Raw genomic sequence first — 24,383 nt, 5'->3', positions numbered from 1 at the left:
GTGGAGACAATTGACCGTGCACGACGAGCATAGGAAACTTTTCTCCATGACAGATACGGCGGTCGACCGCTCGCCCATCACGGTCCGGGCCCGCGGCCTGCTGCCGTCGCTGTCCCCGGCCGAGCAGCGGGTGGCGCGGGTGATCATCGACGAGGCGGCCACCGCCGCCCGGCTCACCATCACCGACCTCGCCCGGCGGGCCGGCTCCAGCGAGACCACGGTGATCCGGTTCTGCCGGGCGCTGGGCTTCGCCGGCTACTCCGAGCTGCGGCTGACCCTCGCCGCCGAGGCCGGCCGCGCGTACGAGGCCGGCGCCGGCGACGCGCCGGTCGGCAGCGACATCAGCGAGAGCGACGACCTCGCCCAGGTGGTCAAGAAGATCGCCTTCGCGGACGCCCGGGCCGTCGAGGAGACCGCGTCGCAGATCGACATCGCGGTCCTGGAGCAGGTCGTCGACCTGGTCGCCGGCGCCCGGCGGGTGGACATCTACGGCGTCGGCGCCAGCGCGTTCGTGGCCAGCGACTTCCAGCAGAAGCTGCACCGGATCGGCCGCGTCGCGTTCGCCTGGAGCGACACCCACCTGGCCCTGACCAGCGCCGCGCTGCTGGACGAGCGGGACGTGGCGTTCGGCATCTCGCACACCGGCACGACCAGCGACACCATCGAGGCGTTCACCGAGGCCGGGCGGCACGGCGCGCGCACCGTCGCGCTGACCAACTTCCCCAAGGCGCCGATCACGCAGGCCGCCGACCTGGTGCTGACCACCGCGGCCCGCGAGACCACGTTCCGCTCCGGCGCGATGGCCAGCCGGCTGGCCCAGCTCACCGTCATCGACTGCGTGTTCGTCGGCGTCGCCCAGCGCACCTACCACCAGACCCGGGCCGCGCTGGACGTCACCTACGCGGCCGTACGCGGGCGGCGGATCGGCACCGATCGGAGCCGCGGGTGAGGCCCCTGGACGAGGCGCCGCTGTCGCGGACCGAGCAGCGCAACCCGCGCAGCGCCTCGATCGACCGGATGTCCACCCTCGATCTGCTCCGCCTGATCAACGCCGAGGACCGCCAGGTGCCGGTCGCGGTCGCCGACGTGCTGCCGGCCCTCGCCGCCGCGGTCGAGCTGGCCGTCGCGGCGCTCGCCGGCGGGCATCGCGTGCACTACGTCGGCGCCGGCACCTCCGGCAGGATCGCGGTCCTGGACGCGGCCGAGCTGATACCGACGTTCGGGCTGGCACCCGGCCGGGTGGTCGCGCACATCGCGGGCGGCTCGCACGCGCTCACCAACCCGTCCGAGGCCGCCGAGGACGACGAGGAGGCCGGCGCGGCGGCCGCCGCCGAGGCCGGCCCGGGAGACCTCGTCGTCGGCGTCACGGCGAGCGGGCGCACCCCGTACGTCCGGGCGGCGCTGGCCGTGGCCCGCGCCCGCGGCGCGCGGACCGTGCTGCTGTCGGCGAACCCGGCCTCGCCGATCGCCGACGGCGTCGACGTGCACGTCGCGCCGGACACCGGGCCGGAGGTGCTCACCGGATCCACCCGGATGAAGGCCGGCACCGCGCAGAAGCTGGTGCTCAACGCGTTCTCCACCGCGACGCTGGTGCGGCTCGGGCACACGTACTCGAACCTGATGACCGACATGCTGGCGAGCAACGCCAAGCTGCGCGAACGGCAGCTGCGCATCCTGGCCGAGGCCACCGGCGCCGACCTGGAACAGTGCCGGCAGGCGCTGCGCGCGGCCGCCGGCGACGCGAAGGTCGCGGTGGTGACGCTGATCGCCGGCGCCAGCGCCGAGGCGGCCGGCCGGGCGCTGGCCGAGACGGACGGACACGTGCACCGGGCACTGCGCCTGCTCGACCACCACGCGGCCTGAGCCGCACCGTATGCTCTCGCGTCCATGGAGACCGATACGCAGTTCGCCTTCACGACTCAGCTCAGCAAGGCCCAGTTCGCGGCGAGCGTACGGCTCGCCGCGCGGAAGGTGATCTGGTTCTTCCGGATCTTCGGCCTGCTGGCGGCCCTCCTCGGCGCGTTGGCGGTCAGCATCGCGATCCACGTGGAGGGCACCGTCCTGGTCCTGGCCGGCCTGACCCTCGCCGTCGGCATCCCGGCCCTGCTGGTACGCGTCTCGGTGGGACGCGCGCGGCGGCTGCTCGACGGCCCGATCGCCTACCGGATCGACGCCGAGGGGATCCAGTCGATCGCCCGGCACACCGAGAGCCTCATCCGGTGGCCGGTCCTCGACCGGCTCGAGCAGCGGCCGGACGTGCTGATCGTCTGGATGGTGGGAGGGGGCCAGTTCATCCCGGTCCCGGTCGGCGAGCTCGCGGCGCAGGACCGTGCGGACCTGGTCGCCTTCATCCAGGCACACCTCGCCGGCCGGGCGCCCGAGACCGTCGACAAGTCCGCCGTCCGCCCGCCGACCCCGTAGCGGTCGGCACGGTTCAGGAGGCGGCGACGAACGCGGCGCCGGAGAGGACGGGTACGGCGGGGCACCGATCGATCTCGGCGGCTATCTCCACGTCGCCCGCGTAGCCGTTGCCGATGAGCTCCCGGCCGCTCGCGCAGGCCCGCAGCGCCGCCGGCGCGTCCTTCTCGACCGCGGCATAGGCGGCGACCGCGGCCTCGGCCTCCGGCGAGGCGTCCACCAGCCCGGCGTCCTGAAGCGACCGGATGACGGCCCCGGCGCCCCACAGGTCCTCGACGGCGGGCCGCAGGCTGCCGTCGTCCCACCTCTCGCCCGCGGCGATGACCGCCACCGTCGGGACTCGCGGCGCCGCCCGGCGGGTGATCCAGCGCGCGACCGCGGAGAAGTTGCGCAGCGACGCACCGACCACCGTCGCACCGCTCGCGCCGGTCAGCAGCGAGATGGTCGACCCGTTCGGCGAGGGCAGCAGGACGCGCCGGACGGCGGCGTTCGCCCGGATGGTCGCCGGCGACAGGCTGACCTCGCCCGGCCCGGCGACCGAGCGGCCGACCGCGAGAACGGCCTGCCGCTCGGCGGCGTAGCGCGTGGCGGTCCCGTCGTTCCACCGGTACGGCAGCACCTCCATGCCGGCCTCGACGGCGACGCTCAGGGTGGTCGTGAAGGACAGCACGTCGACGACCACCACGACGTCGGCGTCCGCACCGGCCGCCCGGGCACCGGCGAGCCCCCAATCGAAGCGAAGCCGGTAGGCGCGTTGCGTGTGCGCGGGATGCATGGACCACAGGCTACCGAAACTTCCGGAGCAGCCAGTCCCCAGACCTGCGCAATCCGAGCGGCGATCGCCTCGGAGCGGGATCCGGCCGTTCTGCTGCCGGTCAGGCTGAACGCCGATCTTTCGTCACGGCTTGATTTCCGGAAGGTTACCGAAACTTGTTGACACCTTCGCGGGTACGGAAATAGCGTCGCCATCGACGGGACTCATGACCGTCGATGGCACTGCAAACCGCGACCGGCCCCCACCGCGTGGTCAGACGCCGATGCCCGGCGGCCGTCCGCGCCGCTGGCCTCCCGCCAGCCGTCACGAGGAGGAAGCAGATTCATGAATGACATCCCCACCACACCGAGGAGACGCGGCCGGACGCGGCTCCTCCTCGGCGCCGCGTGCGCCGCGGTGATGGCCGTCGCCGGCACGGTGATAGCCGCGCCGAGCGCCTACGCCGAGGCCGACCGGACCGTCAGCTCGAACACCACCGGCACCCACAACGGGTTCTACTTCTCGTTCTGGAAGGACAGCGGCAACGCCAGCATGACGCTGCGCGCCGACGGCCGTTACTCCAGCAACTGGGGCAGCGGCACGAACAACTGGGTCGGCGGCAAGGGCTGGGCCACCGGCAGCCGCAGGACGATCAGCTACTCGGGCAGCTACAGCCCGAACGGCAACAGCTACCTCGCCCTGTACGGATGGACGCGCAACCCGCTCATCGAGTACTACGTCGTGGAGAACTTCGGCACGTACAACCCGAGCACCGGCGCCACCCGGATGGGCTCCGTCACCACCGACGGCAGCACCTACGACCTCTACCGCACCCAGCGGGTCAACCAGCCGTCGATCGACGGCACCGCCACGTTCTACCAGTACTGGAGCGTGCGGCAGTCGAAGCGCACCGGCGGCACCATCACCACCGCCAACCACTTCGACGCCTGGGCGCGCGCCGGGCTGAACCTGGGCACCAACCACGCGTACCAGATCATCGCCACCGAGGGCTACCAGAGCAGCGGCAGCTCCGACATCACGGTGCGCGACGGCGGCAGCCCCACCCCCGGGCCCACCACCACTCCCCCGCCCGGAGGCGGCGGCAACTGCACCGCGACGCTCTCGGCCGGCCAGCAGTTCGGCGACCGGTTCAACCTCAACGTCGCGGTCAGCGGCACGAACACCTGGGTCGTCAGCCTCGGCCTCAACGGCGGCCAGAGCCTGCAGAACAGCTGGAACGCCTCGGTCAGCGGCACGAGCGGAACCGTCACCGCCCGGCCGAACGGCAACGGCAACAACTTCGGCGTAACGATCATGGCCAACGGCAACTGGACCTGGCCGACCGTCACCTGCCGGACGGGCTGACCCCGGCCGGCCACGACACCGCACCTGTGGCGCGGCGGCTCCGGCCGCCGCGCCACCTCCGTGCGTCACCGCAGGAGGAAGGCCAGGCCTTCGCGGGCGGCCTCGGTGGCCGCGTCCCGGGCCGCACGCAGCGCCCCCGCGTCGCGTTCGAGCCGTGACGGCAGCGGGTCGCCGAGGCGGGGCGCGAGCGCGAGCGTGCTCAGGCCGTGGCTCCAGCCGTCGCGCACCTGCTGGAGGGTCTCCCGGTAGCGGTGCGGACGGCCGCGGTACGCGGCGGCGAGTTCCGGGTTGAGGCGGCGCAGGTAGCGCTCGACCACGACGTCGACGGCGCCGAACGACGGCTGGGTGCCCGGCGGCCGGGTGGCGAGCACGATGGCGTGGGTGGCGCCGCGCACGGCGGCGGCGACGACCGGCACCGCCTCCACGATGCCGCCGTCCAGCCAACGGCGGCCGCGCAGCTCGACCGGGTCGCCCGCGAGCATCGGCAGCAGGCCGGAGGCGTGCAGGCTGGCGATCAGGTCGGCGCGGTCGGTGAAGTCGGACAGCGCCTCGGCCCGGCCGGTGTCCACATCGGTGGCGACCATCGCGAGCCGGCCGGCCCAGTCGGTGCCGGCCGCGGAGCCGAGGTCGAACAGCTCGTCGACCCGGCTGACGATGCGCGGTCCGTCGATCACCGGGCGGCCGAGGGCGAACCGCCGCAGGTCGATGAACTCGGGCGAGGTGAAGACCTCCGCGTACGACGCGGCCATCGCCTCGGCGGCGCCGACGGCGAGGGTCGCCGCGTTGACCGCGCCGGCCGAGGTGCCCACGATCATGTCGATCGACGGCAGCAGGCCCTCCCGTTCGATGACGGCGGCCATCGCGGCGGAGACGATGCCCCGCATGCCGCCGCCCTCGATGACCAGCGCGACGGTGGCGCCGTCGTCGGTGTTCCCGGTGCGGCGGCGCTCGAGGAGCACGTCCTGGACGCTGGGCTTGGCGAGCCGGCCCACCCGGGGCCGCACGGGCCGGGCGGCGGGCGTGGCGGCGGGCGTGGCCGCCGGCTCCGCCGGCGCGACGATGGTGCCCTGCGCGACGGCGACCAGGGTCTCGGTGCCGTCCTCGGCGATCGCGTGCAGCTCGCAACGGCAGGCGGCGCGCCGGCCCTCGGCGCGCATGACCATGCCGTGCGCCCGCAGCGTACGGCCCCGGGCCGGCGCGATGTAGTCGATGCTCAGCCCGGACGTGACCACGTCGGGCCCCAGCGCCGCGCCGCCGGCGAAGGCGAGGGCGTTGTCGGCGGCGTACGCGACGATCCCGCCGTGCACCGCGCCGTGGTGGTTGGTGATCTCGGGCCGGATGTCGATCTCGACGGTGGCGCTGCCCTCGCCGAACGAGACCAGCCGGGTGCCGAACATCCGGGACACGGACTGGTCGGCGAGCACCCGCTGCGCGCGGGCCAGGGACGACGTCGTGGTCATCGGGCGACTCCCAGTCCGCGGAAGCAGAACAGCCGGATCGCCTCGATCACGCCGGCCTGTTCCTCGGGCGACGATTCGGGGCTGTCCGGGCGGATCCACCCGACCAGCGCCTCGGAGATGGCGCCCATCACGGCGGAGGCCGCGAGCCGCGGATCCTGCGGCACGAAGTCGCCCCTGGTCAGGCCGTCCCGGATGATCCGCTCGCCGATGTCGGTGTACGAGCGGCGGTAGACCAGCCGCTCCTCCTCGACCACCGGGCTGACCGGCTCGAACAGCAGCGCCCAGGCCATCCGCCGCCCGTGCAGGGCCCGCCCGCTGAACGTGCGGATCAGTCCGTTGAGGCGCTCGGCGGCGTGCTGACCGGCGTCGGCGACGGCCGCCCGGGCCAGGTCGATCTCGTGGCTCGCGGCGCTGCGGAACACCTCGGCGAGCAGCCGGTCGCGGCTGTCGAAGTAGGAGTAGACCGAGCCGACGCTGGCCGGGCAGCGCGCGGCGATCGCGGCGACGGTGGCCCCCTTGAACCCCTCGGCGGCGACCAACGACCGCGCGGCGCGGAGCATCCCGTCCCGCTTGTCCCGCGCGTTCTGCCTGGTCAGTGCGGTTTGCCGGTACGGCATCCGGAGGCTCCCAACTTCTGAATCCGGGTTCAAAGCTTGCCAAGGAGTGAACCACGGTTCATTTCATCGGGGCAACCGGGACGGGACCAAGATCACTTCGGCGGCCGGGACGGTTTCGCGGCCGCCGGTTCCGGGGAAGGGCCGGACCTTGAACACCTCGCTCGCGGAGACCCTCTCCGTCGTCCTGCTCATCGCCGTGCTGGCCTGCGCCGCCGTTCGCCCCTGGGGCCTGCCGGAGGCCGTCGTCGCCGTACCCGCGGCCGGCGTTGTCATCGCCACCGGGGCGATCACGCTCGATCGCGTCCGCGCCGAGGTCGCCCTGCTGGGGCCGGTGATCGGCTTCCTGGCCGCCGTGCTCGTCCTGGCCCGGCTGTGCGACGACGAGGGGCTGTTCCACGCCTGCGGAATCTGGATGGCGCGCGCCGCGCGGCGGCGACCGCGCACGCTCCTGGCGCACGTGTTCGCGGCGGCATCGCTGATCACCGCGGTGCTCAGCCTGGACGCCACGATCGTGCTGCTCACCCCGGTGGTGTTCGCCACCGCCGCGCGGCTGGGCGCCCGGCCGCGGCCACACGTCTACGCCTGCACCCACCTGTCGAACACGGCCTCGCTGCTGCTGCCGGTCTCCAACCTGACCAACCTGCTGGCGTTCACCGCCAGCGCGCTGAGCTTCACCCGCTTCGCCGCGCTGATGACGCTGCCGTGGCTGGTGGCGATCGGCACCGAGTACCTGGTCTTCCGGCGCTTCTTCGCCGCCGACCTGGACGCCGGCGCCCCGGCCCCGGCGGCCGCCGAGCAGCCGAGGGTGCCGGTGTTCGCGCTGGTCACGGTGGTCGGCACGCTGGCGGGCTTCGTCGCGACCTCCGCGGCCGGGATCAACCCCGCCTGGGCGGCGTTCGCCGGCGCCCTGGTCCTCGCCGTCCGGGCCCTCGCCCGGCGCCGCACCACCCCGGCGAACGTCGTACGGGCGGCGGGGGTGCCGTTCCTGGTCTTCGTCCTGGCGCTGGGGATCGTGGTCGGCGCGGTGGTCGACAACGGCCTCGGCGCGGCGCTGGGGCGGCTGATACCGGGCGGCACGGGGTTGGCGGCCCTGCTCGCGATCACGGCGCTGGCCGCCGTGCTGGCGAACGTCATCAACAACCTGCCCGCCGTGCTGGTACTGCTGCCGCTGACCGCCGCCGCCGGGCCCGGCGCGGTGCTGGCCGTGCTGCTGGGGGTCAACATCGGCCCCAACCTCACCTACGCCGGGTCCCTCGCCACGCTGCTGTGGCGGCGCATCGTGCACCAGCACGACGCCGAGGTGAGCCTGAACGAGTTCACCCGCCTCGGCCTGCTCGCCGTGCCGGCCACCCTGGTGCTCGCGGTGGTGGCACTCTGGGCGTCGCTGACCGCCCTCGGAACCTAGACCCCGCCGTCGATGGCCGCGGTCGTCAGCGCCTCGGCCTTCAGGCCCCACTTGTCGAGGATCTTCAGGTACGTGCCGTCGGCGATGATCTCGCGCAGCGCGAGCTGCACGGCGTGGCGCAGTTCGGCGCGGTCCCGGGCGATGCCGATGCCCATCGGGCTCGCCTCGACCTGGACCCCGGCCAGCTCGAAGGCGCCGTTGCCGTCCTTGACCTGGGACGCGGCGCTGGTGTAGCCGTCGACGATCGCGTCGATCCGGCCCGCCTTCAGCAGCGGGTACGCCTCGCCGCTGCCGAGGCCGGAGATGACCGGCCGGCGGCGCCCGGCGGCGGCGCAGAGCGCGGCCTGCGCGTGTGCGAGTTCGTCCTGGGTGGTGTCGGCCTGGAGGGCGACCCGCCGGCCGCAGATGCCGTCGATGCCGCCGATGCGGTGCGGGTTGCCGGCGGCGACCACGACCTGCGAGCCCTCGACCAGGTAGTCGACGTAGGTGAGCTGCTTCTGCCGCTCCGCGTTGTCGGTCATCCCGGACATGATCGCGTCGGCCTTGTGCCCCGCGACGGTGGGGATGAGGTCGTCCCAGGCGACGTTGCGGAACTCCAGGCGCAGCTTCAGCCGGTCGGCGAGCGCGGCGGCCAGGTCGACGTCGACGCCGACGGCCTTCCCCTGCTCGTCCTCGTACTCGAAGGGCGGGTACCCGATCTCCGACGCCACGACGAGGGTCCCGGCCTGCCGCACGTCGGCGGGCACGGCCGCGGCGGCCCGGCTCGTCCCGGCCGGGGCCGCGGACGAGTAGGCCGCGTTGCCGGCAAGTAGGGCGGTCACGACGGCGATAACCGTCAGGGCTGGCTTGACGCGCACGTCTCCCCCTCTGCTGACCCGGAGTAGTCGCTGAGTCCCATCGACGGCGCCGCCGTGGAAGTTGAGAAGTTTGCAGCCTCAAGTAATTCACCGGCGGGCCGATGGGAGGACGAGAACGCGTAGGGGGTCGCATGTTGCGGGTCATGCCACGGCTGAGCCTCGGCCGCAAAATCGTCGCGCTGGCCATCGCCGGCCTGGTGCTGGTCCTCGCCGTCGGCGGAATCGGATTGCTCGCCGCGGACCGGCAGCAGCAGGCGCAGGCGCGCCTGGTCCTCGCCACCGACGCCGAGCGCGCCGACCGGGCGATCGCCGCCGCACAGGCCGTGCTGCGCGGCGACGTGCTCGCCGCCATGGTGGCGCGCACCGCCGAGCAGCGCCGGGCGGCCCTGGACCGGCTCGGCGCCGACGCGACGACGCTGCGGGACAGCATCGACGCGCTGCACGCCGACACGGCGCCGGCGTCCGTACGGCAAGCCGCGGGCGGCCTGGACGAGCAGGTCGAGCAGCTGGTCACGGTGAGCCAGCGGCTGGTGAGCCTGGCGAACCTCAGCGTCACCGACCCGACCCAGGAGAAGGCCCAGGCGGCGCTGCCCGTCTTCCAGAAGGCGTCCGATGCGCTCGTCGCCGCGCTCCGCCCGGTGGAGGACGCCATCGCGGCCGAGTCGAAGCAGGCGAGCCTCGACGCCGCCTCCGTGCAGAGCTCCGCCCGCAACCTCACGATCGCCGCCAGCGTGCTGGCCGCGGTCCTGCTGCTCGGCTCCGCCGTCCTGCTGGCCCGGCATCTCGGCCGCCGGCTCGCGGACTGCCTGCAGGTGGCCAACGCCATCGCCGCCAAGGACCTGTCGGTGCGCCCGCGGATCACCGGTTCGGACGAGCTGACCGAGCTGACCGTCGCGATGAGCCGCGCCACGGACAACGTACGGTCGGCGGTCCTCGACCTCGACGAGGCCGCCTCGACGCTGAGCAGCGCCTCCGAGGAGCTGCACGCGACCAGCACCAGCCTGACCGACGGCGCGCAGGCGACCGTGGCCCGGACCGACACGCTGGCCGCCGCGGCGGGGACGGTGCACGAGGTGGTCGGCTCCGCGGCCTCGGGCATCGGCCGGATCAGCTCCTCGATCGACGAGATCGTCGCGCGCGCCGACGACGCCCGGCGGATCACCGCCGACGCCGCGGCGGCCGCGGCGACCTCCGGCCGGCTCGCCGAGCGGCTGGACACCTCGAGCGCCGAGATCGGCGACGTGGTGAAGCTGATCACCTCGATCGCCGAGCAGACCAACCTGCTGGCCCTGAACGCCACCATCGAGGCCGCCCGCGCCGGGGAGTACGGCAAGGGCTTCGCGGTGGTCGCCGGGGAGGTCAAGGACCTGGCCCGGGAGACCGCCGCGGCCACCGAGGACATCTCCGGGCGCATCGAGGCGATCCAGCGCGACTCGCAGGCGATGCGCCAGGCCACCGCGGAGGTGGCCCGCATCGTCGGCGACATCAACGGCACCCAGGACGTCATCGGCGTCGCGGTCGGCGACCAGAACCGCGCCACCGCCGAGATCACCGACAGCGTGTCCCGCGCGGTCACCGCGGTCGACGGCATCTCCAGCGAGCTACAGGCCGTGATGCAGGACGCGGCGACGACCAGGATCGGCGCCGGCGAGACCCAGAGCTCGGCGACCGACCTCGCCCGGCTCGCGGTCCAGCTGCGCAACCTGGTCCGCGAGTTCCGCCTCGACTGACGCGCGGGCCAGCGCGCGGCTGAACTTGCCGAACTCGGTCTCGTCCCGGGTCGCGTACAGCCGGACCGTGGTGCCCCGGTAGTCGGCCAGCAGCAGGTAGGCCGGCCGGACCAGCCGGGCGCGGGCGGCCGCGACCAGGGCCGGCAGCACGACCAGGACGACCGCGCCGAGCACGGACACCGGCGCCGGTACGTGCCGGGCGGCCGCGCCGACGACGAGCAGCGACACCACGGCCGTGCCCGCCGCGCGCCGGGTGGCGCGGTCACCGTGTCCCCGCGCCGTCCGAAGGTTGCGCAGGTGGCCGACCCGGCACCGGCGGCCGCCGATGGACAGCCACCGATCGGTGATGCGGATGCCGCCGTGATCGTAGAAAGTGGTCATGGCGACAGCGTCGGGACACGAGGTCCGATCCGGGCCGTAGCGATCCCGTAGGGTCGCCTGTGATGGTCGAGTTGCGGCTGCTCGGCGACGTCGACGTCCGGCACGACGGGCGTCCGGTCGCGCTGGGTTCGAAGCAGCGCGCGGTGCTCGCGGTGCTGGCATTCCACGCGAACACCGTGGTCAGCCGCGCGGACCTGGTCAGGCTGGCCTGGGGCGGCGGCGCCGGCGACCCGCCGGTGACCATCGACCGGCTGGTCACCGACTACGTCTCCCGGCTGCGGACGGCGTTCCGCAAGGCGGGTTTCGGCGATCAGGTACGGCTGGTCTCCCGCGCGCCGGGCTATCTGCTCGAAGTGGACCCGGATGTCGTCGACTGGCACCGGTTCCGCGACCTGGTCGCGCAGGCCCGGGCGGACGACGGCGACGCGGCCGGGTCGCTGCGCCTCGCGATGGGCCTGTGGCGGGGGCCGGCGCTCGCCGACCTCACCGAGCGATCGCTGGACCCGATTCGGGACCGGATGAGCGACCTGCGGCTGGCCGCGACCGAGGACCTCGCCGCGGCGCTGCTCGCCCGCGGCGGCACGGACGAGGTGATCGACCTGCTCACCCCGGTGGCCGCCGGGCAGCCCGGGCGGGAACGCGCGGCGACGCTGCTCATCCGCTCCCTGCACGCCGCGGGACGGCGCGACGAGGCGATCGAGGTCTACCGGCGCACCCATACGGACCTGACCGGCCGGCTCGGGGTGGACCCCACCGACGCCCTCGACGAGGCGTACCGGACGGTGCTCGACGGCCGGGCGCCGGTGCCGGTTCCGGCGCAGCTGCCGGCCGACACCGGGAACTTCACCGGCCGCCGCGCCGAGCTCGCCCAGCTGCTCGACCTCGCACCCGGTACGCCGTCCGGGGTCGTGGTGATCTGCGCGGTCGACGGCATGGGCGGCATCGGCAAGACGGCGCTCGCGGTACACGCCGCGCACCGGCTCTCCGCCCGGTTCCCCGACGGCTGCCTCTTCCTCGACCTGCACGGATACACCCGCGCCGTCGCGGCGATCGAGCCCGGGCAGGCGCTCGAGCGGCTGCTGCGCGCGCTGGGCGTACCAGGTGATCAGATTCCGGCCGAGGTGGACGACCGGGCCGCGCTCTACCGGGGCCGGCTGGCCGGCCGCCGGATGTTGATCGTGCTGGACAACGCGCGTACCGCCGATCAGGTCCGCCCGCTGCTCCCCGCCGAGCCCGGCTGCCTGGTCCTGGTCACCAGCCGGCGGCGGCTGACCGCCCTGGACGACGCGCGGCCCCTGTCGCTGGAGAGCCTGCCCCTCGCCGACGCGGTCACCCTGTTCACCCGGATCGCCGGGCCCGGCGCCGCCGGCGATCCCGGCGCCGCCGAGCGGGTCGTCCGGCTGTGCGGGCGACTGCCCCTGGCCGTCCGCATCGCCGCCGCCCGGCTGCGGGCCCGCCCGGCCTGGACCGCGGCGCACCTGGCCGAGCTGCTCGCCGACCGGCTCGGCCAGCTGCACGACGGCGAACGCGGCGTGGCCGCCGCCTTCGCCCTGTCCTACGACGACCTCACCGACGAGCAGCGGCGCACGTTCCGGCGCCTGGGCCTGCACCCCGGCGCCGACGCCGACCCGTACGCCGTCGCCGCGCTCACCGGCCTGCGTCTCGACGCCGCCGGCCGGATCCTCGAGGAGCTCCTCGACGCACACCTGCTGATCCAGGCCGTGCCGGGGCGGTACCGCTTCCACGACCTGATGCGGGCCTACGCCGCCGACCTGGCCGGCTCGCAGGACCCCGACGACGCCCGGCGTACCGCCCTGAGCGGCCTGTTCGACCACTACCTGGCCACCGCCGCCGCCGCGATGGACGCCCTGTTCCCGGCCGGCAAGTTCCAGCGGCCGCGGGTGCCGCCCGCCGGCTCGCCCTCCCCCGTGGTCGCGGATCCGGCCGCGGCCCGGGCCTGGCTGGACGCCGAACGCCCCAACCTGGTCGCCGTCTGCAGCTACGCCGCCGCCGACGGCCGGCCCGGCTACACCGGCCGCCTGGCCGCCACCCTCGGCCTCTACCTCGACTTCGGCGGCCACTTCGCCGACGCCCTGACCGTCCACGCGCACGCCGGCGCGGCCGCCGGCCGCTGCGGCGACCTGGCCGCCGAGGGCAACGCCCTGGCCAACCTCGGCACCAGCCTCGACGGGCTGGGCCGGCACGCGGAGGCCGTCGACCACCTCCGGCACGCCCTGCTCAACTTCCGCGAGATCGGCCACCGGGCCGGCGAGGCCCGCGCGCTCAACAACCTCGGCTACGCGTACTGCCGGTGGGGCCGCCACCGGCAGGCGGTCGACTGCACCCGGCAAGGGCTGGCGATCTTCCTGGAGACCGGCAACCGCCTCGGCCAGGCGGACGCGCTGGACACCCTCGGCATCGTCCACCGCCAGCAGGGCCGCTACGACGAGGCGACCGAGCACTCCCGGGAGGCGCTCGCCCTCTACCGCGAACTCGGCGACCCGCTCGGCGAGGCGATGCAGCTCGAGCGGCTCGGCGCCATCCACGCCCGGCAGGGCCGCCACGAACAGGCCGTCGACCACCTCCGGCGCGCCCTGGCCCTGGACCGCGAGATCGGCAACCGGCCCGGCGAGGCCGACGCCCTGAACGAGCTCGCCCTGGTACGCCGGGAGCAGGGCCGCTTCGACGCCGCGATCGACCACCACCGGCAGGCCATCGACCTGTTCCGCGGCATCGGCAACCGCACCGGCGAGGGGTCGGCGCTCAACGGCCTGGCCGAGACCCTGCACGCCACCGGGCAGCACGACCGCGCCCTTGACCTGCACAACTCCGTGCTCACCCTGACCGCGGACACCGACGCCGTCGCCGAACGGGCCCGCGCACACGCCGGAATCGCCAACATCTACCACGCCGCCGGCGACCCGAAACAGGCCCTTTGGCACTGGCGCCGAGCCCTGGCCCTCAACACCGACCTCGACCGCCCGTAGAAATTCGTCCTCGTGAGTTGATCCAGAACGGGACCCGGTACGTAGTACCCGTCGCTGGCAGCAATCGAATACCGGGGTGGAGGTTGACGTGTTCGCCGTCGATCAAGTGTTGGGGTGGCGTCACCGCCTGTCGGGTGCGGCGCTCGTCGCCGTCGCCCTGATCCTGCTCGACCCGAATTCGGCACGCGCCGAGCCCGGCATCCCGCTGCCGCCGAACGAACTGTTGACCGACCGCGGCAAGGGCACCATCTCCGAGGCGGACCAGGACTTCACGGTGAAGGTCCGCCTGGCCGGGCTGTGGGAGATCCCCGCCGGCGAGATGGCCCAGGAGAAGTCGGACGACCCTCGGATCAAGGCCATCGGCCGCGACATCGCCGAGCAGCACGGAGTGCTGGACAAGCTCGTCCGCGACGCGGCGAAGAAGCTCGACGTCGACCTGCCGAACAAGCCCAACGCCGACCAGCAGGGCTGGCTCAACGAGATGCGTGAGGCCGAGGGCGAGGAGTTCGACCAGATCTACATCGACCGGCTGCGGGCCGCACACGGCAAGATCTTCCCGGCCATCGCCACGATCCGGGCCAGCACCCGCAACGACACGGTACGCAAGCTCGCCCAGCGCACCAACCAGTTCGTCATGACGCACATGACCCTGCTGGAGAGCAGCGGCATCGTCGACTTCGCCGGCCTGCCGACCGCGCCTCCGCCGGCGGCGGCGACGGGCGGAACGGCCGGCGCCGCGCAGGCGCAGAAGGCGGTGAGCTCAACCACGCCGCTGTCGGTCGGCGGAGCTCCGGTGATTCCCATCGTGCTGGTCGCGCTCGTGAGCATCGGCCTGACGGTCTTCGCCTGCCGGCATTTCATGATGGACTCCCGCCGCGCGCGGGCCGGATCCTACCGGCGGCAACGAAGCCGGTATTACGACTCCTGAGCATTTGCCAGACTGATGCCATGAGCAGGCCTCGGACGATCGACGAGTACATCGACGGTGTCGCCGGGCCGGCCCGTGAGCTGCTTGAGCAGCTGCACGCGCTGGCCAGCGCGACCGTGCCGGACGCGAGCGAGGCCATCAAGTGGGGCCACCCCGCCTGGGTGCACCCCTCGGGGACGATCCTGTTCATGATCAGCGGCCACGCGAAGCACGCGAACTTCGCGTTCACCCCCAGCACCCGCGAGGCCTTCGCCGCCGAACTCGGCGATCTCGAGACCGGCAAGGGCTCGATCAAGCTCCCGTACGGCCACCCGGTCCCGGCGGACCTGCTGCGCCGCATGATCGAGTACCGAGTCCGCGAGCATGAGGCCGACGGCGTCCTCTGGATGTGAGAACTGTCGTAGGCGACGTCTAGGCTGCCGCCGTGAGCATGAACGGCAACTGGCTACGCGTGTCCCCCGACGAGCTGGAACGCGCCGTGTCCGACCTCGACTGGGCCCATGAACTCGCCAGGAAGGAACGAGACGGCGACTCCGATCGCTGGACCGGCACCGGCAAGGCGTGGCACGGACTCGACTTCCTGCTCGACCGGCTCGGCTTCGAGATTCCGCTGGTCCTGGGCGCGGAGAGCTTCGTGGAGCTGCCGGACGTCGAGCCCGACAGCGCGGAGATGTTCGACTTCCTGGAGAGCCTCGAGGACGACTGGGGCTACGGGCCGCCGTCCTACCTGACGCCGGCGCAGGTGGCGGCCGCGGCCGCGCAGCTGGCGACGCTCACCGAGGAAGACCTCACCCGCGACGTGGATCCGACCGAGCTGTACCGGGCCGAGATCTACCCCGGCACCTGGGAACGACCCGGCGAGCTGGCGTGGGTGGCCCACTTCCTACCATCCGCGCAGACCTTCTTCACCGCAGCGGCCAAGGACGGCGACGCGGTGATCTGCTGGCTGGATTGAGTGGCGCTCCTACAGGTCCTGCCAGAGCTTCTCCTCCGGTCTTGATGCGCATACTTCCGTGACGCCTCCCTGCCGCGCGTGACATGCACGGACGGTGACGATAATTCGTTGCGGTGTTCGCTGTATCGCGCAATTTCTTAATGAACACCGAATCAGCAGCCACCAATGAGATCTTCACCGTGACCGCCTTGTAAGTTCCTTCGATAAGTTGGCATGATCCAACACAGATTGGCGAGGAAAAGTGTCGGCCGGCCCGGGATAATAAATCCATGCGGCAGCATCAATGCTTCAAGCAGCTTCAATTCTTCACCGGCAGCCAACTGGCCGCCATGCGTGACCGCACCGCATCCCGCAACTACTCCCCCGAGCGCGACGAGTTCCGCCGCAACCACGAGCGACACCGCGCATGGGGCCTGACACAACGCCACGCCCGGCGCCTACGCCAGCTACGCAGCCGCGACGACGAGCGCCCCACGACCCACCCGGACCAGCGACGCCCGGCAAGCCCACAGCCAATACTGCCCGCGACGCCCCACAGGACCGGGACGCCCACCCGCCCGGTCGGACCCGCCCACCCCACACCCGCCCGACACCCGGCACCCGGCACCACCTCGACCCACCACGATCGACGGAACATCAACCAGACCGAGCACCCAGGCAAGACCGCCGTCACCGAAGCCCACCGACCCGGCCGAACCGCCGACCAGGCGAAACCCGCCCGAACGCTTCCGCCGGACGAGATCGCCGGCCAGGTGAACCCAACCCAGCCATGCGCGCCGACCGAGCCCGCCCACCCGGCGAAACCAACCAAGGCACACTCGCCAAGCGGGGTCGCCCGCCAGCACGGACCTACCCGGACATCCGCGCCGGACAAAGCCACCTGCCAGGTGAACCCAACCCAGCCATGCGTGCCAGCCGAGCCCGCCCACCCGGCGAACCCGACCAAGGCACACTCGCCAAGCGAGGTCACCCACCAGCACGGACCTACCCGGACATCCGCGCCGGCCAAAGCCACCTGCCAGGCGAAACCCACCCAGACACGCACGCCGAACGAGACCACCCACCAACCGAAACCCGCTCAGACACCTACGCCAAGCAGAACCGCCCGCCCGGCGAAACCCACCCAGACGCGCACGCCGGACGCGACCGCCGGCCAGGTGAACCCAACCCAGCCATGCGTGCCAGCCGAGCCTGCCCACCCGGCGAACCCGACCAAGGCACGCTCGCCAAGCGAGGTCACCCACCAGCACGGACCTACCCGGACATCCGCGCCGGCCAAAGCCACCTGCCAGGCGAAACCCACCCAGAAACGCACGCCGAACGAGACCGCCGACCAGCCGAAACCCGCTCAGACACCTACGCCAAGCAGAACCGCCCGCCCGGCGAAACCCACCCAGACGCGCACGCGGGACCGGACCGCCGTCCCGGCGAAGGCAGCCGCGGCGCGACCGCCGAACGAGCCCGCTGGTTGGACGAGGCCGACCACGACGGGTCCGCCGGACCAGACCGCCTGCCTGATGCAACTGATCGAGGCTCGTCGGGTGAACGAGCCCGCCAGGCAGGCGGGACTGGCCAAGGCGCAACCATCGAGCAGAACCGCCAGGCAGGCAAGACCCGACCAGGCGCTCCCACCCGACAAGGCCGCGGGCCGGGCGGAGCCTGTTGAGACACATCCGCCGAGCGAGATTGCCGGTGATTCGGAGCCGATCAAGGCATGCTCGCCGGCCGGGATCGGCGGGCAGGTGACGGCCGCCCAAGCGCGACCGACAGACGAAGCCCACCGTCAAGCGGGACTCGCCTACAGACGACGGCTACGACCCGTGCGCCTATCCGATCAGCCAAGCCGGACCAATCACCGCGGCCGAACCCGTGAGCGGCATGCCGGCTTGGAGGAATACGTGGGTAGCCAACGCCTCGCCACCGCAACCCGAACTGCGCCGGCAACCCGGCACCGGCCGCACCTATCCCCACCACATCAAGATCAACGCAGGCGGATCGGCGACCGCTACGGAACCTGGGTAGCCAGTGGCCCCCGCCGGCTCACTGCTCGGTGCCGACCGCGTCGATCACGGGCCAGGTCGGACGAAATCAACCGAGATAGGCATCGGCAAAATATGAGATCCCCACCCCGTCCCGGCGATTCGCAACTCAAACCGACCCAGAGCTCGTGAGGGTCAAGGCGCCTATTGCACGCACAGGAATTGCAAACATTCCGGCGACCCGATGGGTGCATTCTCATTGACAGAAAGGACTCTTCGCGCTGACGTTTACTCAATATTCGCGGCAGGCGCGAATCGAAGATCCACGCGCAGGCTTGCGGCATAGGGTTCGGCGACTCTCAGTGACGAGCTTGGCGAGGCAGCCTGCTGGTTGACCCGCTGCTGCTCGCTGCATCGGGCGGCTCCGACCGCTGTCTCAACGGGCGTGTCGTCCTGAGTCGGCAGCACGCTGCGACCCATGTGCGGCGGGCGGGCACCAGGACGGTGAAGCGCCCTGCTGGTAGTCGGGCTGCTCCGTCGTCACGTGGGCGGACGCCGCGGCAGCAGAGCGCCGCGAGACCGCGGGCCCTGCTGCTGCGTGCGATCGTTCGGGCCGATTCGGTGAGCAATCAGCCCGGCCTTGGGGCGGCGACCACCGGACCGATGCCGGCGGCTGCTGCCCGGCGACCCGCTGGCCGGCGGCTGCTGCCCCGGCGACCCGCTGCCCGGCGACTCGCTACCCGACGACCGCTGCCCGACGGTGGTCGGTCGGCGGCCGCCGGGCGGCGGCGTCGGAGGGTCAGTCGTCGGAGCCGTGGCCGCCGCTGCCGTGGTCGTCGGAGCCGGAGTCGTCGCTGCCGTGGCCACCGCGGCCGTGGTCGTCCGAGCCCGAGTCGTCGCTGCCGTGGCCGCCACGGCCGTGGTCGTCCGAGCCCGAGTCGTCGGAGCCGCGGCCGCGACCGCGGTCGTCAGCGCCTGTGTCGTCGGAGCCGTGGCCGCCGCGGCGGTCGGAGGAGGATGACGAGGAGGAGCCGTTCGACGACTTGGTGCGGTGGCGCAGGATCGCGCCCGTCGACCGGTCGACGTCGAGGTCGTGGCGGACGCCGTTGGTCACGACGTCGATGTCCCAGACGGCGCGGCCGTGTTCGGTCTCGGCCTCGATGCTGGTGACTCGGCCGCCGCCGGTGGCCTTCAGGGCGATCGCGCGGGCGGTGGCGATGTCGATCGCGGCCGGCGGCACTGCCTCCGGGGTGGAGGTGGCGGCGGTGGCGGTGGGTGCCGGGTCCGTGGCCGACTCGGTCGGGACCGGGTCGCCGTTCGGCAGCATCTCCACGGCGCCGCCGCGGTCGTCGGAGCCGCTCGGGTCGTCGGCGCCGCTGGCTGCGAGGGCGGTGCCGCCGAGGGCGAGCGCCGCGGCCACGCCGGCAGCGAGGGTGGAGACTGTGCGGAGCGTGATCATTTGGTTGAACCTCCGGTGGGATGACTGCTGACTGCTGGCTGCTGACTGGTGGCCAGTGACTGGTGGCCGGTGACTGGTGACTGGTAGCCGGTGGCCGGTGACTGCTGACTGCTGACTGGTAGCCCGTGGCCGCTGACTGGTGGCTGTGGCTGGTGGTCGGTGACTGGTTGACGCCCTGAACATTCGCGTACCGCGGCTTAGCGGCACGCTGTGTGACCTCTAAGGGGTGGTTAAGGGGCCAGTCAGTTCGAGCACTACGCGGGCGCCGCCGTCGGGGGCGGATTCGACGCGCATGGTGCCGCCGGTGGTTTCGGCGGCCTGGCGGGCGATGTCCATGCCCAGGCCGGTCGAGCCGGAGCCGGACACGCCGCGGCGGGTCGCGGACTCCGGGAAGCCGGGGCCCGCGTCCGAGACCGTCAGTACAGCGCCGGGCGGGCGGGCGACCAGCGACACCGCGAAGTCGGTTCCGTCGGGGGTGTGCGCGAAGACGTTGCCCAGGAGGGCGTCGAGCGCCGCCGCCAGGTCGTCGGCGGGGACGGCGACGGGGAGCGGCGCGGCGGGGAGCTCACGGCGTACGCCTCGGTCGGTGTCCTCGGCGAGCACGGACCAGAAGGCGACCCGGTCGGCGACCACCGCCGTGGCGTCGCAGCCGGAGCGGGGGCGGGCCGTGCCGCGGCGGCGGGCCTCGCGGATGACGGCGGTGACGGCCCGCTCGATCGCGTCCGCCGCGGCCGCGAGGCGGGCCGCGTCGTCGGGGTCGCGCAGCGTCTCCGCCTCCAGGCGCAGCGCCGTGAGTGGGGTGCGCAGCCGGTGTGAGAGGTCCGCGACCTGCTCGCGTTCGTGCCGCAGCAGGTCCTGGATGCGGGCGGCCATGTGGTTGAGGGCGCCGGCCACCTCCTGGATCTCCGGCGGCCCACCGGGTGAGGCGCGCGCCGACAGCTCCGCACGGGCCAGGCGGTGCGAGACCGCGGACAGGTCGGCGATCGGCGCGACCAGGGTCCGGGCGAAACGGTCCGCGATCAGCAGGCCCAGCAGCACCAGCACGACGCCGAGGCCGGCGAGCACGAGCCACGCCTTGACGACGCCGCGGGTCAGCTCCGCGCGCGGCACCACCGTGCGCACGACCGCGGTGCCCTGCGCGGTGACCACCGGCACGACGATCTCCCGGCCCGCCGCGCCGTCGACCGTGAACGACTGCCCGGCCGCGCTCGCCAGCCGCACCGCCGCAGTCGGCTCCGCCGGTGCGCCGAGGACCCGGCCGTCCGGCAGGTAGACGGTCACCGGTGCCGACGCGCCGCTCAGCGACAGCTCCAGCTCGCTGGAGTCGCTCGTGCCCACCAGCGGCACGATGGCCCGGACCACGTTGTCGGCGCGGCCCACCGCGCGGTCCGCGGCGACCTGGCGTACCAGCACCGCCAGCGGCACCAGGAAGGCCAGCAGCACCAGGCCGGTGGTGGCGGCGACGAGCAGGGTGAGGCGGCGCCTCATGCCGGCTCACTCAGCCGCACGCCCACCCCCCGCACCGTGTGCAGATATCGCGGCGTCTGCGCGGTCTCGCCGAGCTTGCGGCGCAGCCAGGACAGGTGCACGTCGACCGTCTTGTCCGCGCCGCCGTACGGCACCTGCCAGACCTCGGAGAGCAGCTCCCGCTTCGTGACCACCTGCCCGGCGCGGGACGCGAGGTGGTGCAGCAGGTCGAACTCGCGTGGCGTGAGGTCCAGCTGCGCGCCGTCCAGCGAGGCCGTCCGGGCACCGGCGTCGACCCGCAGACCGCCGACGGTGATCTCGGCCTGTTCCGCGCGGTCCTCGCCGCCGCGGCGCAGCACCGCCCGGATCCGGGCGTCAAGCTGGGCGGCCGTGAACGGCTTGACCAGGTAGTCGTCGGCGCCCGCGTCCAGCACCCGGACGATCTCCTCCTCGTCGTCCCGGGCGGTCGCCACGATCACCGGCACCGGGCTCACCGCCCGCAGCATGCGCAGCAGCTCGCGACCGTCGAGGTCGGGCAGGCCGAGATCGAGCACGACCAGATCGGGCCGCTCGGCCAGGGCGGTCTGCAACCCGTCCATCGCGGTGTGTGACGCCGCCACCGCGTGGCCGCGCTCGCGCAGCGCCCGCAGCAGGTTGGTACGGATCGCCGAGTCGTCCTCGATCAGCAACAGGTGCGCCATCCCCGCACCGTAACCCGGATGCCCGTCACCAGCGGCTTAACCCTCCCTTAGCGCGGTCCCGGCCCGGCCTTAGCGTGCGGGAGGGCATAGTCGACCGGATGAAGCGACGAACTCTGCTCGGCACCGCAGGCTGGATCGGCGCGGCGGTGCTGGCCGTGCTCATCGGGCTGGCCGCCGTGCGGGTCATCGGTGACGGCCTCAGCTCGGAGGCGGGGCGACCGCGCTCTGCGGCGGAGGTGGAACGCGACCTGGCCGCCCAGACGACGACCACCCCGACGCTCACCGCGCCGTCCTCCGCCCAGGCGACGACCAACCCGACAACCAACCCGGCGACCACCCCGGCGACCGCCGCGTCGTCCTCCGCCCGGGCGTCCGCGGGCAGCGGCCCGGCGCCGGCCGCGGGGCTCCGCACGTTCCGGACCGAGGGCGGCACGGTGGTCGTGCGGTGCGCGTCCGGGCAGGCCGAGATCGTCGCGATGTCGCCGCTGGGCGGATTCGCCGTGCACGAGCGCGACCAGGGCCCGCGCGCGCAAGCCGAGGGCGAGTTCCGGAGCACCGTCGACAACCACGACCGGGTCAAGGTCCGGGTCGGCTGCGACGGCGACCGGCCCGTCCTGGACGAGCGGGACCGCGACTGAGGCCGCACCGGGTCAGGGCCCGGGTCGGCCCGCCGAGCGGGAGCCTCAGCCGGACCACAGCGGTGCCACAGGCGGCATTCCTATTTTGGCTGCTCCAGTAACAGCTTAGGAGTGCCATGAAGAAGACACTGGCTCGCCTCCCGGTCACGCTCGGCGTGATCGTGGCGGTGGTGGCGCCGCTGGCCGGCACCGCCGCCGCGGTGGCCTTGCAGCCTCCCACCGAGCGGACCGGCAGTCTCGTGCAGGTCGGCCCGATCGCCGAACACGGGTTCCCGGCCTGGTACCGGGACAGCAACAACACCCGCCTGGAGTTGTGCACCGACCCGGGTGACCTGCTCTGCCCGGGACCCGCCGACGAGATGCCCAACCCCGACGAGCCGGTGTCCTTCCCCGACAACTTCCCCGGTGAGTCCTTCTACCAGCTCGCCGGCGCCGACTTCGCGATCACCGGCGGCGCCCGGGTGACGGTCGGGATGAACGTCGAGGCGGCGTTCGCCCGCGAGGAGCCGATCGCCGGCGACCAGGTCGTCTTCGGCCGGGTCCGGATCCGCTTCGACGCGCCCGAGGGCCAGCGTTTCCGCATCACCCACCCGTACGGGATCGACGACATCGTCGCGGGTGACAAGGGCGTCAACATGACCGAGGACATCGGCATCGCGCCGGGTGCGTTCGGTGGCGTTCTGAGCAGCCGGATCGGCCCGTTCCTGAAGTGGGACCCGGCCGTGGCGCCCGCCGCGCCCGCCGGATACACCGGTGACCCCGGCGTGGACCACAAGGTCGTCGGCAGCCCGTACAGCACGAACTTCGTACGCGTCGAGCAGCTGAACCCGACCACCGGCGCGGTGCTGGGTCAGGTCGGCTTCACCGACGTGTTCAGCGTCCAGGGCCGCTACGCGACCAACGCGGGCGTCGACATCGACCAGGCCACCTACTCGACCAACGCGGACGGCGTCAGCGTGGTCGAGGTGTTCGCGAGCAGCGAGCCCGACCAGGTCATCCAGGTCGCCGCCAACGAGGCGCTCGGCTTCCACACCACCTCGCTGCGCGGCGGCGGCAGCCACTACTACGGCCGGTTCCCGGCCGGCGCCGTGGCCAAGGGCTCGAAGATCGAGGTGATCAACGCCAGCGACCGGCCGGTGACCCGCAAGGAGCGGGCCCTGGTCGACGTCGTGACGATCACCGGCGTCGCCTACAACTCCGACGCGCAGACCCTGTCGGTCACCGCCGACTCCAGCGACGACAAGTCGAACCCGGTCCTCTCGGTCGCCGGTTTCGGCCCGATCACCGCCGGGGTGCCGTTCGAGAACGTCGCCGCTCCGCCGGCCGTGATCACGGTCAACTCGGCCGCGGGTGGCTCCGCGACCGCCTCGGTGGCGGGCACCGGCCAGGTCTTCCTGCCCACCGCCCCGGTCGCCGCGGCGACTGTCGAATCGCCGGCCATCGTCGGGCAGACCATCCGCCTGGACGCTACCGGCTCGGCCGGTGAGATCGGCACGTACAACTGGGTGCAGACGGCCGGGCCGGCCGTCACGCTGTCGAACCCGACCGGGTCCGTGGCGACGTTCGTGCCGAGCGAGGTGGCCAAGTACAAGTTCTCGCTGAGCGTGACCGGGCCCGGCGGCACGAGCGTGCCGGTGACGCTGACCGTCAACGTGATCGCGGCGGCCCTGCCGAAGGCCAAGCCGGGCGCGGACCAGATCGTGGTCCGGGGCCGCGCGGTGGCGCTGGACGCCTCGAACTCGAACGCCGCCGAGACGTACTCGTGGCGGCAGGTGTCCGGTCCGACGGTCAACCTGGTCAACCCCAAGAGCGCGAAGCCGACGTTCACCTACCCGGTGCAGGCGCTGCCCGCGGTGCCCGGCCCGAACAACACCTACGTCTTCAACAACGACCCGGTGGTGCTCGAGCTGACGGTCACCAACCCGGCCGGCTCCGACACCGGCAGGGTCATCATCCGGCCGCAGGCGGACGCGCTGTCCAACCTCGCGGTGCGTTACCGCACCGGCAACAACGAGTGGCGGATCTCGGGTACCAGCAGCCTGCTCGCGGGCCAGCGGGTCACCGTGGTGCTGGGCAGCACGCTCACCGGCCGCACCATCGGCGCTCCGGCGACCATCGACGCCACGGGGGCGTTCGACCTGCGGGTCACCGGGCCCAACCCGGGCACGGTGCGTACGGTCAGCTTCGTCACGACGACGGGCGCACAGACGCTCGCCTTCGCGGTCAACGTGACCAACTGACGGGCTGAGCTGAGTAAGGCACCACAGCGGCGGCGGTCTCCG

20 protein-coding genes and 1 pseudogene are annotated in these 24,383 nt (G+C 72.9%); 12 read left to right on the top strand and 9 right to left on the bottom strand.

Going from position 1 to position 24,383, the window contains the following annotated elements:
* Positions 1-46: 46 nt before the first annotated feature.
* Genes ACIBSW_RS19600 through ACIBSW_RS19590 form a run of 3 tightly spaced genes read left to right on the top strand, consistent with a single transcriptional unit; the run spans position 47 to position 2,421 of the window.
* Positions 47-949: a MurR/RpiR family transcriptional regulator gene (locus tag ACIBSW_RS19600; protein WP_354728849.1), complete on the top strand. Its 903-nt coding sequence runs from the start codon at positions 47-49 to the stop codon at positions 947-949.
* A complete protein-coding gene (gene murQ, locus ACIBSW_RS19595; RefSeq protein ID WP_354728851.1) occupies positions 946-1,863 on the top strand; it encodes an N-acetylmuramic acid 6-phosphate etherase in 918 nt (305 codons plus the stop codon). The genes ACIBSW_RS19600 and murQ overlap by 4 nt, the downstream gene beginning before the upstream one ends.
* 24 nt (positions 1,864-1,887) lie before the next feature.
* Positions 1,888-2,421 (top strand): YcxB family protein, encoded by a 534-nt coding sequence (locus tag ACIBSW_RS19590; protein WP_354728853.1) that lies wholly within the window; start codon positions 1,888-1,890, stop codon positions 2,419-2,421.
* 13 nt (positions 2,422-2,434) lie between these two features.
* Here ACIBSW_RS19590 and ACIBSW_RS19585 read toward each other — a convergent pair whose 3' ends face one another.
* A complete protein-coding gene (locus tag ACIBSW_RS19585; protein ID WP_354728855.1) occupies positions 2,435-3,193 on the bottom strand; it encodes a 2-phosphosulfolactate phosphatase in 759 nt (252 codons plus the stop codon).
* Positions 3,194-3,517: 324 nt separating this feature from the next.
* Between ACIBSW_RS19585 and ACIBSW_RS19580 the strand changes: the two genes are divergently transcribed.
* A complete protein-coding gene (locus ACIBSW_RS19580; protein ID WP_354728857.1) occupies positions 3,518-4,537 on the top strand; it encodes a glycoside hydrolase family 11 protein in 1,020 nt (339 codons plus the stop codon).
* Positions 4,538-4,602: 65 nt separating this feature from the next.
* On the opposite strand, the gene ACIBSW_RS19575 is transcribed toward ACIBSW_RS19580, so the two are convergent.
* Together ACIBSW_RS19575 and ACIBSW_RS19570 are read right to left on the bottom strand one after the other, a co-directional pair.
* Positions 4,603-5,997 (bottom strand): patatin-like phospholipase family protein, encoded by a 1,395-nt coding sequence (locus ACIBSW_RS19575; RefSeq protein ID WP_354730071.1) that lies wholly within the window; start codon positions 5,995-5,997, stop codon positions 4,603-4,605.
* Complete coding sequence (locus tag ACIBSW_RS19570) at positions 5,994-6,614, bottom strand: TetR/AcrR family transcriptional regulator (RefSeq protein WP_354730073.1); 621 nt, start codon at positions 6,612-6,614, stop codon at positions 5,994-5,996. Before ACIBSW_RS19570 ends, ACIBSW_RS19575 begins: the two co-directional genes overlap by 4 nt.
* Before the next feature lie 148 nt (positions 6,615-6,762).
* Here ACIBSW_RS19570 and ACIBSW_RS19565 point away from each other — a divergent pair, with 148 nt between their 5' ends.
* Positions 6,763-8,019 (top strand): SLC13 family permease, encoded by a 1,257-nt coding sequence (locus ACIBSW_RS19565; protein ID WP_354730075.1) that lies wholly within the window; start codon positions 6,763-6,765, stop codon positions 8,017-8,019.
* Here ACIBSW_RS19565 and ACIBSW_RS19560 read toward each other — a convergent pair.
* Entirely contained in the window at positions 8,016-8,876 is an 861-nt protein-coding gene (locus tag ACIBSW_RS19560; RefSeq protein ID WP_354730077.1) for an ABC transporter substrate-binding protein, read from the bottom strand. The genes ACIBSW_RS19565 and ACIBSW_RS19560 overlap by 4 nt on opposite strands.
* Before the next feature lie 101 nt (positions 8,877-8,977).
* On the opposite strand from ACIBSW_RS19560, the pseudogene ACIBSW_RS19555 reads away from it, so the two are divergent.
* Positions 8,978-10,438 (top strand): annotated as a pseudogene (locus tag ACIBSW_RS19555) (methyl-accepting chemotaxis protein); the annotation flags it as partial.
* 39 nt (positions 10,439-10,477) lie between these two features.
* Here the strand turns inward: ACIBSW_RS19555 and ACIBSW_RS19550 are convergent.
* Positions 10,478-10,987 (bottom strand): DUF6232 family protein, encoded by a 510-nt coding sequence (locus ACIBSW_RS19550; protein WP_404799387.1) that lies wholly within the window; start codon positions 10,985-10,987, stop codon positions 10,478-10,480.
* A gap of 62 nt (positions 10,988-11,049) precedes the next feature.
* On the opposite strand from ACIBSW_RS19550, the gene ACIBSW_RS19545 reads away from it, so the two are divergent.
* The 4 genes from ACIBSW_RS19545 (at position 11,050) to ACIBSW_RS19530 (ending at position 15,857) form a co-directional block, all read left to right on the top strand.
* A complete protein-coding gene (locus ACIBSW_RS19545) occupies positions 11,050-13,974 on the top strand; it encodes a tetratricopeptide repeat protein (RefSeq protein ID WP_354730081.1) in 2,925 nt (974 codons plus the stop codon).
* Between the two features lie 76 nt (positions 13,975-14,050).
* Complete coding sequence (locus ACIBSW_RS19540; RefSeq protein WP_354730083.1) at positions 14,051-14,902, top strand: DUF4142 domain-containing protein; 852 nt, start codon at positions 14,051-14,053, stop codon at positions 14,900-14,902.
* A gap of 20 nt (positions 14,903-14,922) precedes the next feature.
* The gene (locus ACIBSW_RS19535) at positions 14,923-15,294 is read left to right on the top strand and encodes a DUF1801 domain-containing protein (RefSeq protein WP_354730085.1); all 372 of its coding nucleotides are present in this window, start codon (positions 14,923-14,925) and stop codon (positions 15,292-15,294) included.
* Positions 15,295-15,332: 38 nt separating this feature from the next.
* On the top strand, positions 15,333-15,857 hold the full coding sequence (locus ACIBSW_RS19530) for a DUF1877 family protein (RefSeq protein WP_354730089.1): 525 nt from the start codon (positions 15,333-15,335) through the stop codon (positions 15,855-15,857).
* 152 nt (positions 15,858-16,009) lie between these two features.
* Here ACIBSW_RS19530 and ACIBSW_RS19525 read toward each other — a convergent pair whose 3' ends face one another.
* The 4 genes from ACIBSW_RS19525 to ACIBSW_RS19510 form a co-directional block, all read right to left on the bottom strand.
* Positions 16,010-16,249, bottom strand: a complete 240-nt coding sequence (locus ACIBSW_RS19525; RefSeq protein WP_404799386.1) for a hypothetical protein — start codon at positions 16,247-16,249, stop codon at positions 16,010-16,012.
* A 2,386-nt stretch (positions 16,250-18,635) separates the two neighbouring features.
* Positions 18,636-19,295 carry a PepSY domain-containing protein gene (locus ACIBSW_RS19520; RefSeq protein ID WP_354729181.1) on the bottom strand — a complete coding sequence of 220 codons (660 nt, stop codon included), beginning with the start codon at positions 19,293-19,295 and terminating at the stop codon, positions 18,636-18,638.
* Positions 19,296-19,514: 219 nt separating this feature from the next.
* A complete protein-coding gene (locus ACIBSW_RS19515; RefSeq protein WP_354729179.1) occupies positions 19,515-20,783 on the bottom strand; it encodes a HAMP domain-containing sensor histidine kinase in 1,269 nt (422 codons plus the stop codon).
* On the bottom strand, positions 20,780-21,463 hold the full coding sequence (locus ACIBSW_RS19510; protein ID WP_354729177.1) for a response regulator transcription factor: 684 nt from the start codon (positions 21,461-21,463) through the stop codon (positions 20,780-20,782). The genes ACIBSW_RS19515 and ACIBSW_RS19510 overlap by 4 nt, the downstream gene beginning before the upstream one ends.
* 98 nt (positions 21,464-21,561) lie before the next feature.
* On the opposite strand from ACIBSW_RS19510, the gene ACIBSW_RS19505 reads away from it, so the two are divergent.
* Together ACIBSW_RS19505 and ACIBSW_RS19500 are read left to right on the top strand one after the other, a co-directional pair.
* On the top strand, positions 21,562-22,101 hold the full coding sequence (locus ACIBSW_RS19505) for a hypothetical protein (RefSeq protein ID WP_354729175.1): 540 nt from the start codon (positions 21,562-21,564) through the stop codon (positions 22,099-22,101).
* A 116-nt stretch (positions 22,102-22,217) separates the two neighbouring features.
* On the top strand, positions 22,218-24,341 hold the full coding sequence (locus ACIBSW_RS19500; protein ID WP_354729174.1) for a PKD domain-containing protein: 2,124 nt from the start codon (positions 22,218-22,220) through the stop codon (positions 24,339-24,341).
* Positions 24,342-24,383 lie beyond the last annotated feature (42 nt).

The organism is Actinoplanes sp. NPDC049668 (genome assembly GCF_044465445.1).
Taxonomy (GTDB): domain Bacteria; phylum Actinomycetota; class Actinomycetes; order Mycobacteriales; family Micromonosporaceae; genus Actinoplanes.
This window is presented reverse-complemented; position numbering and strand designations above follow the sequence as displayed.